This window comes from Agrobacterium genomosp. 13 str. CFBP 6927 (assembly GCA_900012615.1).
Lineage (GTDB): Bacteria > Pseudomonadota > Alphaproteobacteria > Rhizobiales > Rhizobiaceae > Agrobacterium.
In genome coordinates this window covers 1,562,176-1,576,104 of the sequence record LT009756.1, presented here as the reverse complement: position 1 = coordinate 1,576,104, position 13,929 = coordinate 1,562,176, and the positions used below count along the sequence as shown (strand labels likewise).

At 59.2% G+C, this 13,929-nt stretch carries 16 protein-coding genes and 1 tRNA gene; 8 read left to right on the top strand and 9 right to left on the bottom strand.

The genetic code is table 11. The features are described from left to right. Positions 1-129 precede the first annotated feature (129 nt). The gene (dgcA, locus tag AGR13A_RS07870) at positions 130-1,113 is read right to left on the bottom strand and encodes an N-acetyl-D-Glu racemase DgcA (protein ID WP_080834594.1); all 984 of its coding nucleotides are present in this window, start codon (positions 1,111-1,113) and stop codon (positions 130-132) included. A 143-nt stretch (positions 1,114-1,256) separates the two neighbouring features. On the opposite strand from dgcA, the gene AGR13A_RS07865 reads away from it, so the two are divergent. The 5 genes from AGR13A_RS07865 to AGR13A_RS07845 all read left to right on the top strand — a co-directional run bounded on the left by AGR13A_RS07865 (position 1,257) and on the right by AGR13A_RS07845 (position 6,335). Then, positions 1,257-2,417, top strand: a complete 1,161-nt coding sequence (locus tag AGR13A_RS07865; protein WP_080834593.1) for an ABC transporter permease — start codon at positions 1,257-1,259, stop codon at positions 2,415-2,417. Between the two features lie 10 nt (positions 2,418-2,427). Beyond that, positions 2,428-3,264: an ABC transporter ATP-binding protein gene (locus tag AGR13A_RS07860; protein ID WP_035223193.1), complete on the top strand. Its 837-nt coding sequence runs from the start codon at positions 2,428-2,430 to the stop codon at positions 3,262-3,264. Between the two features lie 8 nt (positions 3,265-3,272). Then, positions 3,273-4,643, top strand: a complete 1,371-nt coding sequence (locus tag AGR13A_RS07855) for an MlaD family protein (protein ID WP_003495770.1) — start codon at positions 3,273-3,275, stop codon at positions 4,641-4,643. 15 nt (positions 4,644-4,658) lie between these two features. After that, complete coding sequence (locus AGR13A_RS07850; protein ID WP_080834591.1) at positions 4,659-5,264, top strand: ABC-type transport auxiliary lipoprotein family protein; 606 nt, start codon at positions 4,659-4,661, stop codon at positions 5,262-5,264. 102 nt (positions 5,265-5,366) lie between these two features. Next, positions 5,367-6,335: an alpha/beta hydrolase family protein gene (locus AGR13A_RS07845; RefSeq protein ID WP_080836667.1), complete on the top strand. Its 969-nt coding sequence runs from the start codon at positions 5,367-5,369 to the stop codon at positions 6,333-6,335. A 33-nt stretch (positions 6,336-6,368) separates the two neighbouring features. Here the strand turns inward: AGR13A_RS07845 and AGR13A_RS07840 are convergent, their stop codons facing one another. Continuing rightward, a complete protein-coding gene (locus AGR13A_RS07840; RefSeq protein ID WP_035223198.1) occupies positions 6,369-6,803 on the bottom strand; it encodes a PACE efflux transporter in 435 nt (144 codons plus the stop codon). A gap of 680 nt (positions 6,804-7,483) precedes the next feature. Between AGR13A_RS07840 and AGR13A_RS07830 the strand changes: the two genes are divergently transcribed. Continuing rightward, positions 7,484-7,735, top strand: coding sequence for a hypothetical protein (locus tag AGR13A_RS07830; protein ID WP_003495777.1), 252 nt, complete (start codon positions 7,484-7,486; stop codon positions 7,733-7,735). 131 nt (positions 7,736-7,866) lie between these two features. Here AGR13A_RS07830 and AGR13A_RS07825 read toward each other — a convergent pair whose 3' ends face one another. The 4 genes from AGR13A_RS07825 to AGR13A_RS07810 all read right to left on the bottom strand — a co-directional run bounded on the left by AGR13A_RS07825 (position 7,867) and on the right by AGR13A_RS07810 (position 9,481). After that, entirely contained in the window at positions 7,867-8,055 is a 189-nt protein-coding gene (locus tag AGR13A_RS07825) for a hypothetical protein (RefSeq protein WP_080723135.1), read from the bottom strand. 266 nt (positions 8,056-8,321) lie between these two features. Then, positions 8,322-8,549, bottom strand: a complete 228-nt coding sequence (locus AGR13A_RS24895) for a hypothetical protein (protein ID WP_035223204.1) — start codon at positions 8,547-8,549, stop codon at positions 8,322-8,324. Positions 8,550-8,750: 201 nt separating this feature from the next. Continuing rightward, entirely contained in the window at positions 8,751-9,002 is a 252-nt protein-coding gene (locus tag AGR13A_RS25110) for a hypothetical protein (RefSeq protein WP_035223207.1), read from the bottom strand. A gap of 146 nt (positions 9,003-9,148) precedes the next feature. Continuing rightward, on the bottom strand, positions 9,149-9,481 hold the full coding sequence (locus tag AGR13A_RS07810) for a hypothetical protein (protein ID WP_080834589.1): 333 nt from the start codon (positions 9,479-9,481) through the stop codon (positions 9,149-9,151). A gap of 424 nt (positions 9,482-9,905) precedes the next feature. Here AGR13A_RS07810 and AGR13A_RS07805 point away from each other — a divergent pair, with 424 nt between their 5' ends. Continuing rightward, positions 9,906-10,346 carry an energy transducer TonB gene (locus AGR13A_RS07805; RefSeq protein WP_308400182.1) on the top strand — a complete coding sequence of 147 codons (441 nt, stop codon included), beginning with the start codon at positions 9,906-9,908 and terminating at the stop codon, positions 10,344-10,346. A 153-nt stretch (positions 10,347-10,499) separates the two neighbouring features. Here the strand turns inward: AGR13A_RS07805 and AGR13A_RS07800 are convergent. The 3 genes from AGR13A_RS07800 to AGR13A_RS24890 all read right to left on the bottom strand — a co-directional run bounded on the left by AGR13A_RS07800 (position 10,500) and on the right by AGR13A_RS24890 (position 11,239). After that, positions 10,500-10,575: transfer RNA gene (locus AGR13A_RS07800), tRNA-Lys, on the bottom strand. Between the two features lie 155 nt (positions 10,576-10,730). Next, positions 10,731-10,985, bottom strand: coding sequence for a GlsB/YeaQ/YmgE family stress response membrane protein (locus tag AGR13A_RS07795; RefSeq protein WP_035223217.1), 255 nt, complete (start codon positions 10,983-10,985; stop codon positions 10,731-10,733). A 26-nt stretch (positions 10,986-11,011) separates the two neighbouring features. Continuing rightward, positions 11,012-11,239 carry a hypothetical protein gene (locus AGR13A_RS24890; protein WP_167377355.1) on the bottom strand — a complete coding sequence of 76 codons (228 nt, stop codon included), beginning with the start codon at positions 11,237-11,239 and terminating at the stop codon, positions 11,012-11,014. Between AGR13A_RS24890 and AGR13A_RS07785 the strand changes: the two genes are divergently transcribed. After that, positions 11,178-13,748, top strand: a complete 2,571-nt coding sequence (locus AGR13A_RS07785) for a mechanosensitive ion channel family protein (RefSeq protein ID WP_308400230.1) — start codon at positions 11,178-11,180, stop codon at positions 13,746-13,748. The two genes, AGR13A_RS24890 and AGR13A_RS07785, sit on opposite strands and share 62 nt — an antisense overlap. The last annotated feature ends 181 nt before the right edge of the window (positions 13,749-13,929 follow it).

Here is a 13,929-nt window from a genome sequence, read left to right as displayed (position 1 = left end):
CGAGATCTCCGTATACCGCTAGCGTTGCCCCCTCATCCGACCCTTCGGGCCACCTTCTCCCCGGCGGGGAGAAGAAACAAGCGGCGAGGTTGCGCCTTATCGTTTTTCTCTGCCTTCAATATCCACGACTTAACCCCACAGTTCCGGCCGCGCCGGATAAACCAGCGAACCCTCATAAACCAGCCCCGGCTCACGATCCTCGGCCAGCAGCAGCGGTCCGTCGAGATCGGCAAAGGCTGTACCCTGCGCCGCCAGCACCGCAGGCGCCATGCCGAGCGAGGTGCCGAGCATGCAGCCGACCATGATGGTGAAGCCTAGCCGTTCCGCTTCCGCCTTCATGACGAGCGCTTCGGTCAGGCCGCCGGTCTTGTCGAGCTTGATGTTGATCGCATCGTAACGGTCGCGCAGGGCGGCGAGGTCCTTCGTGGAATGCACGCTTTCATCGGCGCAGATCAGCACCGGATGGTCGATGCGGGCGAGGATGTCATCCTTGCCGGCGGGTAGCGGCTGCTCGATCAGCGATATCTTCAGCTCTGCCGCAAGTCTCAGATAATATTCGATATTATAATCATTCCAGCCCTCATTGGCGTCGATGATGATGCGCGCTTCGGGTGCGGCGGCGCGCACGGCCCTTAGACGCGCTTCGTCGTCCGCCGTGCCGGTCTTGATCTTCAGCAGCGGACGGCCTGCGTTTTCCGCCGTCTTTGCGGCCATGGTCTCGGGATCGGCAAGCGAGATGGTGTAGGCGGTGACAAGCGGCTTTGCCGCCTGTCCGAGGATGCGCTCGGCAACGGTTTTGCCGCTGATCTTGGCTTCGAGGTCCCACAGCGCGCAATCCACCGCATTGCGGGCAGCGCCGGGTTGCATCGCCTGCTGCAGTTCCTGCCGTGTCACGCCGCCGGCGATCTGCTGCGCCATCGCCTCGATATCGGCGATGACGCCGTCGATGCTTTCGCCATAACGCGGATAGGGCACACATTCGCCAATGCCGGTAAAGGAACCATCGCGGATGGTGCACGTTACGACATCCGCATGCGTGCGGGTGCCGCGTGAAATGGTGAAGCTGCCGGCGACGGGAAAACGTTCTGTTGTGGCTTGAAGGTAACGGGGCATGTTTTTTCACTTCCGATTGGGCGGCAAAAGACACATGACGCCAAATTTATCACGAATTGTCAGCCGTCACTGTGGCCTGCCGGAGGCCAAAACGTTATGAAACCTTTAAGAATCTCGTGACGGCTGCACTCGCTCGGAGCATTATGCAAGAACAGGACACACGGCAACAGGCGAACCCGGCCGCAATCACCGAAGACGACAGCGTCTCCGGCGGCGGCTTGCGTTTTGTCATGAGCGGTTCCTGGCGCAACAGCAATCTCTCCGGAATTTTTGAAAGCCTCGACCGGATCGAAAAAAGCAAATCCGGCGGCGCCGTCGAGATCGATCTTTCCGCCGTCGAAGCCATCGACACGACAGGTGCGTGGATCATCCAGCGCCTGCGCAGGGACCTTGAGGCGAACGGCGCGACCGTCACGCTCTCCGGCAACGACCGGATCGAGGACGTCATCGGTCAATTGCCCGATAAGGCAGAGATGCAGGGCGAGCCGGTTGCGAAGCCCGGACTGGTGGAGCGCATCTTCGCGCCGATCGGCCAGGCCGTGATCCAGAACGGCGCGGATTTCCTGGCGGGCATGTATATTCTCGGCTCGGCCGTTCGCGGCGCGCAGATGAAGCTCGGGCGCGGGCGCGGCGTCTCGCCGGCGGCAATCGTCAACCAGATCGACCATATGGGCGTGCGCGCCGTGCCGATCATCATGCTGATGTCGTTCCTGATCGGCGCGATCATCGCCCAGCAGGGCGCGTTCCAGCTGCGTTATTTCGGCGCGGAAGTCTTCGTTGTCGATCTGGTCGGCATTCTGCAATTGCGCGAAATCGGCGTTCTCCTGACCGCGATCATGATCGCCGGCCGTTCCGGCAGCGCGATCACGGCGGAAATCGGCTCGATGAAGATGCGCGAGGAAATCGACGCGCTGAAGGTGATCGGTCTCAACCCTGTCGGTGTGCTGGTGTTTCCGCGGCTGGTGGCGTTGACCATCGCGTTACCGCTCTTGACCATTCTTGCCAACTTCGCAGCGCTTTTTGGTGCTGCCATCGTGGCATTGCTTTATTCCGGCATCACTTTCGAGGTGTTCCTGTCGCGCCTGCATGGCGCTGTCGAGGAATCGACCATTGCGGCGGGTATGATCAAGGCGCCGTTCATGGCGCTCATCATCGGCATCGTCGCGGCGGTGGAGGGCATGAAAGTGGGCGGTTCGGCGGAATCGCTCGGTCAGCACGTCACCTCCTCGGTGGTGAAGTCGATCTTCGTCGTCATTCTGGTGGATGGTCTTTTCGCCATCTTCTACGCAGCCATCGATTTTTAGGGAGGGCGCGTTGGAGAAACTGGACCAGAAACCGCAGGAGACCAGAACCGGTAAAGACGGCCGCGAGGTGGTGCTTTCCGTCGAGGGCGTGACGGTCGGTTTTAACGGCCGGAACGTGCTCGAGAATCTCGATCTCGATGTCTATCGCGGCGAAATCCTCGGCTTCATCGGTCCCTCCGGCGCGGGCAAATCCGTGTTGATGCGCGCGATCCTGCGGCTCCTGCCGCGGCAGGCGGGTGCGATCCGCATTCTCGGCACCGATTACGACAAGGCGAGCGAAGACGACCGCATGATGCTTGACCAGCGGCTCGGTGTGCTGTTCCAGCAGGGCGCGCTGTTTTCCGGGCTGACGGTGAAGGAAAACATCCAGCTGCCGATGCGCGAATATCTCGATCTGCCGAAAAAGCTGATGGACGAGCTTGCCTATCTGAAGATCGAGATGGTGGGGCTGAAGCCCGATGCCGGCGACAAGTACCCGTCGGAACTGTCAGGCGGCATGATCAAGCGTGCGGCGCTCGCCCGGGCGCTGTCGCTCGATCCCGACCTCGTCTTCCTTGATGAGCCGACGTCCGGCCTCGATCCCATCGGGGCGGCGGAATTTGATATGCTGATCGCGCGCTTGCGTGATTCGCTCGGCCTGACCGTCTATATGGTGACGCACGACCTCGACAGCCTGTTCTCCGTCTGTGACCGCATTGCGGTGCTGGGCCAGAAGAAAGTGCTGGTGGAAGGGACATTGCAGGACATGTTCGCCTGCGACGACCCATGGGTGCAGTCCTATTTCCGCGGCAAACGGGCGCGCTCTGTCGTTCTTCCGGACGGCAGACACGAAAATCCGGTGGAGTAACAAGAAGCATGGAAACCAAGGCGAACTACACCATAGTCGGAATTTTCACGCTGATCGTGATCGCCGCCGCATTCGGCTTCGTTTACTGGATGGCGGAATTCGGTCGTGGCGGCCCGACGGCGCAGCTCGTCGTGCGTATTCCCGGTTCGGCGAACGGCCTTTCCGTCGGTTCTCCCGTGCGCTTCAACGGCATTCCGGTCGGCACCGTGCGCGGCCTTGCCATTGACCGCGACGACCCGGCCTATTCCATCGCCTTTACCGAAGTGCAGGCCGATGCCCCGGTTTTCCCGTCCACCCGCGCCGTGCTTGAAATTCAGGGCCTGACGGGTGCGGCCTATATCGAGCTTTCCGGCGGCAACAAGGATGGCGAGCGCATTTTGCAGAAAGCTGTCGAAAGCGGCGTTCCGGCCGAGTTGACGGCCGATCTTTCCAGCGTCACCAACCTGCTCGCCACGGCGGATAAAATCCTGAAACGCGCCGATGGCGCCATCGGTGAATTGCAGGGTTTCGTGCAGGATGCGCGTGGCCCGCTGACGCAGACGGTGCGCAATGCCGAGAAATTCTCCGATGCGCTGGCGGCCAATTCCGACGGCATCAAGAATTTCATCGCCAGCCTCAGCTCGCTTTCCACAACGGTGCAGTCGGTTTCGGTGCGTCTCGACGGCACGCTGACGGCCATCGAGGATCTGGTGAAGGCGGTGGATGCCGGCAAGATCGATTCCATCCTGTCGAATGTCGACAAGGTGACGAAGGATGTCGCTTCCGCTTCCAGCGATATTCAGGGCATCATGGAGACGGTGCAGAGCACGGCGCGCAACTTCGAAGCGGCGAGCACGGAAGTGCAAACCGTGGTGAAGCGCGCGGATGAGCTTCTCGCCTCCGTCGATCCCGCCAAGGTTAGCACCGTGGTCGGCGATGTTTCCGCCGCTACCGCCGATGCGCGCGATGCGGTGGCGAACTTCAAGCGGATTGCCGATGATGTCGGTGCCCGCCGCGCCGATATCGACCAGGCGGTTTCCGACTTTACGGACATGGGCCGCAAGCTGAACCTCGCCTCCAGCCGCGTCGACGGTATTCTCGCCAAGGTCGACGGCATGCTCGGCACTGATGACGCCAATTCGCTGTTTGCCAAGGCGCGTGAAACGCTCACCTCGTTCAAAGCTGTGGCTGACAATCTCAATGCCCGCATCGGGCCGATTGCCGACAATCTGACCCGTTTCTCCAGCTCGGGCCTGAAGGATTTCCAGGCGTTGATCGGCAGCACGCGGGTCACGGTCGACAATCTCAACAATGCCATCACCAATATCGACCGCGATCCGCAGCGGTTGATTTTCGGCGGCGAAACCGTGAAACAATATGACGGCAGAACAAGGCGATAAGAGGGGTATGGGCCAATGACACGATTGATGAACGGCCACAAACGCCGCGCCCTTATTCTGGCCCCGCTGCTTGCTGTTTTATTGGCGGGCTGCGCCGGCGCGCCGAAGAACGACACGTTCGATCTTTCCGTGTCTTCGGCAACGGTGGCGCAGGGACCTTCGCTCAAGAACCGGCAGTTGCTGATCGCCGATCCGACCGCCCTGAAGGCACTCGACAGCGAAAACATCGTGGTGCGCCTTTCCGGCTCGGAGGTGCAATATCTCGGCAATTCGCAATGGAGCGACCGCCTGCCGCGCATGGTGCAATCCAAGCTGGTGGAAGCCTTCGAGGATACCGGCAAGCTCGGCGGTGTCGGCCGGCCGGGGCAGGGGCTGGCAATCGACTATCAGGTCGTGACCGATATTCGCGCCTTCGAAATCGATACGGCGAAGAATATCGCCAATATCGAAATCTCGGTGAAGCTGCTGAACGACCGCAACGGCACGGTGAAGGCGCAGGACGTGTTCCGCGCCAGCGCCCGGGTCAGCGGTTCCGGCAACGCCAATTTCGTGAAGGCGCTGGATCAGGCTTTTGCCGCCGCCACACGTGAGATCGTGGCCTGGACGCTGAAGTCGCTCTAAGTCTTCGCGACGGTCATTTCCGATATAAGAAATTAGCCTATCTTCGGGAGAGGCCGGGTGATGCCCGGCCTTGCACGCAGTCTCTCCATCTGTGGGTTCATCATGCGATTTCCGGCGTTGCTTTGCCTCATGCTTCTTTCCGTCCTCTCGGGAACCGGTGATGCCCTTGCGGCCGGACTGCGGTTGATCGAGGTTCCATCCGCTGACGGCAAAGCCCCCATCAGAGCTGCTGTCTGGTCGCCCTGCGCGGCAGCGCCGGTGGAGACAAGGATCGGCCCCTTCGTGCTGCCTGCGGTGCGCGATTGCCCTGTTGTCGACGGGCAATATCCGCTTGTCGTCATTTCCCATGGTTTCGCAGGCACCTATTTCAGTCATCGTGATATGGCGGCGGCGCTGGCGGATGCCGGTTTCATTGTCGCGGCCCTCAATCATCCCGGCGACAATGCGCTTGACATGAAGCGGGCAGGCGAGCTTTCGGCGCTGACCGACCGGCCGGCGGACGTCGTTCGGTTGCTGGATCATATGCTGGCAAACTGGAAAGAGGCCCGGTTCATCGATGCCGGGCGTGTCGGTATCTTCGGATTTTCGCGGGGCGGTTATACGGCACTGGTGCTTGCCGGCGGCGTGCCGGATTTCGCAAATGCGGACCTGCCGTGCCCCGATGAACAAGCGGCGCTGTGCGCGCAGATGCGGGACAGGGGCGCCGTTCCCGGGGATCGGATTCACGATGCGCGGGTGAAGGCCGTGGTCGTGGCTGATCCCCTGAACGTCTTTCCGGGTTCGGACGACCTGCAGAACCTTAACATTCCCGTCCAGCTCTGGAGTTCAGAGCGCGGCGGTGATGGCGTTGCGCCGCAGGATATTGCAAGGCTGCGCGATGATCTGCCGGTGAAACCGGATTATCGGACGGTGACGGGCGCGGGACATTTTTCGTTCATCACGCCTTGCCCTGCCGAGATGGAAAAGGCCGCGCCGCAAATCTGCAGCGACATTCCGGGCTTTGACCGGGCGGAGTTTCACCGCAGCTTCAATGCCGATGTCGTCCGCTTCTTCAAGGCGTCTCTGCGCTGAAACGCAGCCTTTTCCTGCCTTCGTCCGTGCCGATCAGACGGCATCCTGCGACTGCCATTCCGGCAGCGGGAAAATCCGGTCGTAGCTCCAGTTGAAGACGAAGGCATAGACCACGTAAAACAGCGCGAAGGAAATATCCATGACCAGCGCGTGGGCGAGGCTGATGCCGAGATACCAGGCGATGAAGGGCATGAGCACGATCAGCAGGCCCAGTTCGAACAGCAGCGCGTGTGCGACCCGGATGGCGGGTGTCTTCAGCGTCGTGCCTTTCAGGCGCTGCATGGCATGGTCGAAGCCGAGATTGTAGATATAGTTCCAGGCGGTGGCGAGTGTTGCGCTGACCAGGCCGACAATGCCGATATCTTCCATCGGCATGCCGAAGATGAGCGCGCCGAGCGGCACGACCAGCAGAAGGCCGATGATTTCGAAGCTGAGAGCGTGGCGGATACGATCTTGCAGGGAGCGCAATTTATTCTCCGGTATGTGACCGGGCCGTCCCGCATGCTGTCGCCATGATGGCCGAGGTCGTCCTCGCGGTGAGGCATATAGAGGTTTTGGGTGAAATTTTCAAGCGTGAGGCATTAGGAGGTGGTCATGGCACGGGGAGGATGCCGCTTGTTTCTTCTCCCCGCCGGGGAGAAGTCCGCGGCAGCGGGATGAGGGGGTAAGGCTAGAGATGAACCGAGAGCTAGCCCCCTCATCCGGCCCTTCGGGCCACCTTCTGCCCGGTGGGGAGAAGAAACAAGCGGCTACGCTTTAGCCCATCTCGCGGGAAGAGAGCTGCGATGCGGAACAAGAGCCGCGTATTTTCGTTATGACTCATGGAAGGAGGCGTGCCATGCAGCAGAATTCCTCTGACGGAAGAACGATAAAGGCCGCCAACGCGGCAAAGGTTTCGACTTATACGCCGAGCCTGATTTCCCTGAAGGGAAGTTATGTGGCGATGATATTTCGCAGGCCGCTTTGCCGAAATCCGCTGGATGTGCGGAAAAAATAGGGGCGGGGACAATGTCCTGTCACTCCATTGCACATCAAAGACGACGACTGCCGAAATGATCCAATGTTTTAGATGTCTCTAAAGTGTGATTTTCAATCCGGGCCGTCTCCACCTAGACTGGAGATCGCCACAAAAGCGAAGGGAGAATGACATGAAATCAGTTCTCATTATCGCCGCTGTCTTTGGTTTTTCCGCCAGTGCAGCGCTTGCAGAATGCGCCGGTCATGAAAAGATCAATGCTTCTGTTCCTGCCGTCGACCGTGAATTTAAAACCGCAAGCATCGTTCCACCAACTGACCCGGTGGAAAAGCCCGTCGTCATTCTGAAAAAGACCGACCGCCTTCCTGCGGCAACGGTTGCCACGACCGGCGAGCCCGAAGCTGCAATGCAGCGCATGCAATAAGACAGTGCACTTTGCCTCTTCATTCCCAAAATCCCGTGCGCGAGATGATCCGCACGGGATTTTTCTGTCTGAAAAAGGGAAGCAGCCGACCGGCGCTTTGGTTCTACGTCTTTCAGTCTTCCCGGCGCCGTCTAGCTATCGAGTTTCAGCGACAGCTGTCGCGGCCCCTGGCTCTTTTTCAGCACGTAGAGCGGCCGCGTTATGATGACTTCCGTTCGCCGCTGCAATTCGCGGCGGCGCTCAAGCGCACGCTCACGCATATCGCGAGACCGGGCGACGACAGAGAGGGCATTTTCTATGGTTACGTCTGCTGTCTTCATCGCTGACCTCCATAATGTTCACTTTATGTTCTCATTAAAGGCCGCTTATGTCAACAGTGTGGCAGGATCGCCGGCGGGCAGGGAAGGCTGTGCGGCTGGGAGAGGAGCGGGAAGCGTGGGCGGGCCGCTGCTTTATGGGCTACGCCACCGGAGCGTCAAATGTCCTTGCGGATACGGTGGTGACGCTCCGGTCTGCTCGATCGATTTTTGGAATGATATGCCAAAGGATGCCGGGGCGCTGATTCGCCGCGGCTGGCGGGAGGGTATCAGGACAGGGGACGCTGGTCCGGCGCGGGGAGGCCCGTGGACAGCAGGTCGGTCAGGTGTTCGCTGGCGAGTGCGACGATGGCCAGTGCGGCCTGCTGGCGGTTCCAGCCGGCATGTTCCGCTTTTTCAATCAGCCCGTGGATGGAGGGTTCCAGTGCGAACTGGCACTCGGCCTGATAGTCCATAGTGTCGATAGAAAGCGACGGGGAATTGATTGCGGCCCGCATCGTTTGGTCTCCCTGTTTTCCGTCATGTCCAGCAAACGCAAAACGCAAATCGGACATGCACATTCAGAGGCCGGTGATATCGGGTATGCTCTACAAGCCCGCATATCACTGGCAGCGAATCCCCCAGCAGGCGGACGTTAACGGCAAGTCTTGATCGCTGTCAACGAACGCGCGGTAGCGGTGGCGTCGCCATGCGCTTTTTCAGAGCCTTCCATTGCGGAAAGGCTTTCGTCTCCAGACCAGCAGGGCCATGACGTAAAGCGCAAAAAGAACGAACCATGTGACGGGAAGCACCATAAAAAGCGCCGCATAAGCGCAGCCGCCTTCAAAACAGGAACCGAGAAGTCCGGAATCGGCGAGCGCTGCCGATAATAAAAACGCACATATCCCGCTCCCGACCGCGCCGAGGACAAAAAGCAATATGTTGATGATCAATCTCATGGCGTCAATCATAGGGATGATTGAGACGGCTTTGGGGAAATCGGCGATGCTGCGACGCCAATATTTCCCGCTCCGGCGATTTGCCGAAAGTTCCGGTTGAAGGCCGCATGCGGATGCGGGCCCTGCCACTATCGGACAGGGCCGCGATTGCAACGCTGTTATTCGGTGATGGTGTATTCGCCGAGTTCGCAGAGGTTCTGCGTATCCTCGAGGTCTTCGAGCGCATCGCCCTGGAATTCAAAGCGCATGTCATATTTGCAGACAGTGCGGCCATCGGCGATGGTGATTTCCATCTCTTCGCCCGGACCAAGCGCTTTCTTGCCGAAAACATCGTCTTCCCAGTCATTCACGCCTACCGGCGACGTGTAAAAGGCGTTGAGAACGGAGCCCGTTCCGTTCTTCAGCGTGAAGACGAGGTCTTCCGCCTGCGCCGTACCGGCAACCGTCATCGCCGCCGCGAAAAATGCAGTCATTACCCATTTCGATTTCATGACATCCCCCTGTGCCCATTATTCTGGCAAGGCAATGCATACAGCCTAACCGGTGGCTTGCAATGCAAACTGTGGTCTTTGGTTAAAAGGCGAAGCTGTGATTATTGGGCTGTTTTTGCAGCGATCGTACTGTTTGATATATCTCGAAAATATTATAAATATTTATTCTATAAATATTTGTTTCACTCGCTGTAATTCAAGTATATTTATTTGATTGTATTTAATTTGTATGAATATTTTATAATTTAGTTTTTGGTTTTGAAATTCGAATTCATGCTTTATTTCATGGCGATTGCGAGGTTGTACGCTTAAAAATTTCCGATGCGCGTCGCTTTCAAGTTTTTACTGACGCGAAGATTCTTTTTAAAATTTATGACCGGCTGGCACGCGGAGGCGGGCCGTCTTCCGAAAAAGGATATTGGATTTGTTCAATCGCTTGTTTTTTGTGTTCCGCGGCCTCCAGCTGTCGGCGCTGGTGGCCCTGGCCATTCTCGCTGCAGGCGCTTCGACGCCGGCTTCAGGCCAGTCGCGGCAATGCAAGGATCCGACCCCGGCCAGCAATCTCAATGAGATGTTCGACGCGATCTACGCCTGCTGGGTGCCGCCGGAGGATACCGAGGGTCTCGTCGTGACGTTGCGGTTCATTCTGCACAAGGATGGGCAGATAAGGGGCAAGGTCGTCGTTATCGCCTCACGCCCACAAGAGGAGAGCCCGAGACGGCAGGCCTTTATCGATTCCGCCATCAATGCGGTAAAGCAGGCAGCGCCGGTGCCTTTCACCGAGGAATTCGGCGGCCGTATTGCGGGTCGGCCATTGGAGCCGCGCTTCATCGGGGCAAAAAGCGTAACGGAAACGAAGTTATAGACGTATAGCGGCTATTTTTCGGGGATGCCCGTCCGCGGTAACGACGGGCGATGTTTTTCCCGCAGGCCTTCGTCGAAGACTGATTGCTTCGTTTCCGGCGCTCATGCGATGCTTCAGGTAAGCATCGCAACGTCTTGTCATTTTAGGAGAATTTGGTGGGTGATGTAGGGCTCGAACCTACGACCCGCTGATTAAGAGTCAGCTGCTCTACCAACTGAGCTAATCACCCGACCGACACCGTGTGGCGGTGTGAGGGGGGCTATAAAGGGGAAGTTTGGGCTTGTCCAGCGCGGAAATGAAATTTCTTCGATTTTTGTGACGAAAAAATTTCAGTCGCGCTGGAAAAGTCTGGAAATCCGGGCTTTTACCGATTTTCCATTTTGTTCAGCCGCGTCTGAAAGCTCGACCGATAAGGATGAGGATGCAGGCGCCGATGAAGCCGGCGATGAGGTAACCGATCCAGCCGGTCAAAACGATTCCGAAAACCGACAATATGGCGTTGGCGACGATCGCGCCGACGATTCCGAGAAGGATGTTCATGAAAACACCCATATTGCTTTTCATGAATTGTTCGGCGAGCCACCCGGCGACACCACCGATGATGATAGCTGCGATCCAGCCAATACCAGCAGATTCCATGATTTCCTCCCATGTTTGCTGCACTATCAAAGGTGATGATTCTCCGGGTGAAAAGCAAGGCGGCGACCCGAAAACCTCGCTTTATGCGGGTGGTTTTCCTCGCTGCAGGCGGTAAATAGCCTGAAGCGGTGTTTAGAGACGAAAGGCATGGATGTGCGGTTGATGTTCGGCGGATTGATTGACGACAGGCGGATGACGGGTGGGCGTGTGTCCGGCCCGTGGCAAAGGACCGCCATGGCCGCAATGATGGCCATGATGCTTTCCATGCTTGGCGGTTTTTTCCTGTCCGCAATGCCGGCATCGGCGCAGGAAGGGACAACGCCGTCCGCACCGGTCGTCATCCAGGCCTCCGCAGTCGAGCAGGCGAGAGCGGATCTGGAAAAATGGAAGACGGATGTTTCGGCCATCGCCAAACAGGTGGAGGCGGGCGGCAGCGATGACGTGCAGCTGGTGGACCTGAAAGGGCGCGCTGACACCATTGCCGCCGATGCGTCTGCCACCAATACCAAGCTGCGCACCCGCCTCGACCAGATCAAGACCCGGCTGGACGCGCTCGGCGCTGCCCCCGCGGATGACCAGCCGCCGGAAGCCAGCATGGTGACGGAAGAGCGTGCGCGGCTGACGGCGGAGCGGGCAGAGGTAAACGCGATTGCCGGGGAGGTGGAGAGCACCGCCACCAATGCCGCGCAGATTTCCAACAATATCACCGCGGTTCGCCGGGCGCTTTTTGCCGCCACGCTGTTTAAGCGCACGGAGGTTTCCGCCCAGACGCTGGGTGACGCCTCTTCCGCTTTTGTCACCGAACTGACCAACCTTAACAATGCCTTCAGCAGCTGGGCCGGTTTCGTCTGGAACTACAAGCGCCTGCCGATGTTCGGGGCCGTGGTGCTGTCGATCATGGCGGCGCTGCTGTTTCTGGTGGGCGGTTATCGCTTTTTCGGCAGCCGCATGGACAGGCGCGCCTTTACCGGCGAGCCGTCCTATCTGCGACGGCTTTCGGTGGCCTTCTGGTCAACCATGGTGCAGTCGCTTTCGCTCTTCCTGTTCCTGGTGACCTCGGCCTTTTTCCTCGATAATTTCAACGTGCTTCGCTCCGACATAGCGCCGATCCTGTTCGGGGCCATGGCGATCACCGGCTTCGTTTATTTCGTGTCGCGTCTGAGCTATGCGATCTTCGCGCCGACGCAGCCGGAGTGGCGTCTGCTGCAGGTTTCCAACAAGGGCGCGCATACGCTGTCTTCGGCGGTGCTCCTGATGGCGCTGGTCAACGGCCTCGACTATCTGTTCGGCACGATCAGCGAGACGCTTTATTCGCCGCTTATCGTCACCGTCGCCAAGAGTTTCGTTGCCTCCATCATCATCGGCATCATCCTGCTCACCGTATCGTTCCTGCGGCCGGTAATCGGCGAGGGGCAGGATTACGAGACCGGAAACCAGCGCCTGCCGCGCTGGCTCGTCATTCTGCTCAGGGTCGGTGGCCTCGTGCTCATCGGCGCCTGCCTTACCGGCTATGTCGGTCTTGCCCGCTTCCTTGCCACGCAGATCGTCGCCACGGGTGCGGTGCTTGCAACGATGTATATCGGCATTCTCTCCGGCAAGGCGATTTCGAGGCAGGGCGCCTTTGCGGAATCCCTTGCCGGCCGTTATCTCGGGCGTCGTTTCGGTCTTGGGCCGGTTGCGCTCGATCAGGCGGGCCTTGTCGCGGGGCTTGGCATCTATGCCGTCGCACTTGCTTTCGGCGTGCCGCTCATCCTGTTTTCCTGGGGGTTCCAGCCCGGCGACATTGAAAGCTGGGCCTATCGCCTGCTGACCGGCATCACCGTCGGCAATGCCTCGATCTCGCTGATCGGCCTGTTCGGCGGCGTCCTCGTTTTTGCCATCGGCTACATCATCACGCGCTGGTTCCAGAAATGGCTGGACAACAACGTCATGGCGCGCGGGCAGGTGGATGCCGGCGTGCGCAACTCGGTCAAAACGGGTATCGGTTATCTCGGCATTGCGGTTGCGGCCATCTTCGGCGTGTCCTCCGCCGGTCTCAACCTCTCCAGTCTCGCGCTGGTCGCCTCCGCTCTTTCCGTCGGTATCGGTTTTGGCCTCCAGAACATCGTATCGAACTTCGTCTCCGGTCTCATCCTGCTGGTGGAGCGCCCCTTCAAGGTGGGTGACTGGGTGGTGACAGGCACGACGGAAGGCACCGTCAAGCGGCTTTCCGTGCGCGCAACGGAGATCGAAACCTTTCGCGGCCAGTCGATCATCGTGCCGAATTCCGAGTTCATCAATTCCTCGGTCGGCAACTGGACACACCGCAACCGCATCATGCGGGCGGAAATACCGGTTTCCGTGGCTTATGATTCCGATCCGCAGAAGGTCATGGATATCCTGCTGGAGCTGGTGCGGGCGCAGCCGCCGGTGCTGCGCAACCCCGAACCGCATGTGGAATTCCTCCGCTTCGGCGATTTCTCGCTGGATTTCGAATTGCGTTTCCACCTTGCCGATCTGTCAAACGGGCTTGGTGTGAAGAATGCGCTGAGGATCGCCATCCTCAAGCGTTTCCGCGAGGAGGGGATCGATATTCCCTTCCCGCAGCGCAACCTCAATATCCACGTGGAAGGCGATGCCAACCCGCAGATGCTGGCGGCGCTGCTTGCGGAGGAGGGCGAGAAGGCGGTGGTGGCGCATACGGGCGCGGCAGCGCCTGAGAAAGAAACGTCGAAAGACGACAAGGTGACCGAGCTGAAGGAGAAGCCGGGCGCGAAAGCCTAGTCCGCTATTTGCCTCAAGGTGTGGACGTTATTGGGCAGGGATGTGCGGCTTGTCGCCTTCTCCCCGCCGGGGAGAAGGCAGCGGGATAAGGGGCGAGGGCAGAGATCACCTGCGAGCTTGCCCCCCTCGTACCGCCCGTACCCTTCGAGACGTCGCCGACGACGACCACACGGGAGGTAGG

What these genes read in the sequence shown, in the direction of transcription:
- dgcA (WP_080834594.1), bottom strand. Translation starts at nt 1,113, where the DNA reads ATGCCCCGTTACCTTCAAGCCACAACAGAACGTTTTCCCGTCGCCGGC.
- AGR13A_RS07865 (WP_080834593.1), top strand. Translation starts at nt 1,257, where the DNA reads ATGCAAGAACAGGACACACGGCAACAGGCGAACCCGGCCGCAATCACC.
- AGR13A_RS07855 (WP_003495770.1), top strand. Translation starts at nt 3,273, where the DNA reads ATGGAAACCAAGGCGAACTACACCATAGTCGGAATTTTCACGCTGATC.
- AGR13A_RS07850 (WP_080834591.1), top strand. Translation starts at nt 4,659, where the DNA reads ATGACACGATTGATGAACGGCCACAAACGCCGCGCCCTTATTCTGGCC.
- AGR13A_RS07845 (WP_080836667.1), top strand. Translation starts at nt 5,367, where the DNA reads ATGCGATTTCCGGCGTTGCTTTGCCTCATGCTTCTTTCCGTCCTCTCG.
- AGR13A_RS07830 (WP_003495777.1), top strand. Translation starts at nt 7,484, where the DNA reads ATGAAATCAGTTCTCATTATCGCCGCTGTCTTTGGTTTTTCCGCCAGT.
- AGR13A_RS07825 (WP_080723135.1), bottom strand. Translation starts at nt 8,055, where the DNA reads ATGAAGACAGCAGACGTAACCATAGAAAATGCCCTCTCTGTCGTCGCC.
- AGR13A_RS24895 (WP_035223204.1), bottom strand. Translation starts at nt 8,549, where the DNA reads ATGCGGGCCGCAATCAATTCCCCGTCGCTTTCTATCGACACTATGGAC.
- AGR13A_RS25110 (WP_035223207.1), bottom strand. Translation starts at nt 9,002, where the DNA reads ATGATTGACGCCATGAGATTGATCATCAACATATTGCTTTTTGTCCTC.
- AGR13A_RS07810 (WP_080834589.1), bottom strand. Translation starts at nt 9,481, where the DNA reads ATGAAATCGAAATGGGTAATGACTGCATTTTTCGCGGCGGCGATGACG.
- AGR13A_RS07795 (WP_035223217.1), bottom strand. Translation starts at nt 10,985, where the DNA reads ATGGAATCTGCTGGTATTGGCTGGATCGCAGCTATCATCATCGGTGGT.
- AGR13A_RS07785 (WP_308400230.1), top strand. Translation starts at nt 11,178, where the DNA reads ATGACGGGTGGGCGTGTGTCCGGCCCGTGGCAAAGGACCGCCATGGCC.
- AGR13A_RS24890 (WP_167377355.1), bottom strand. Translation starts at nt 11,239, where the DNA reads ATGGCCATCATTGCGGCCATGGCGGTCCTTTGCCACGGGCCGGACACA.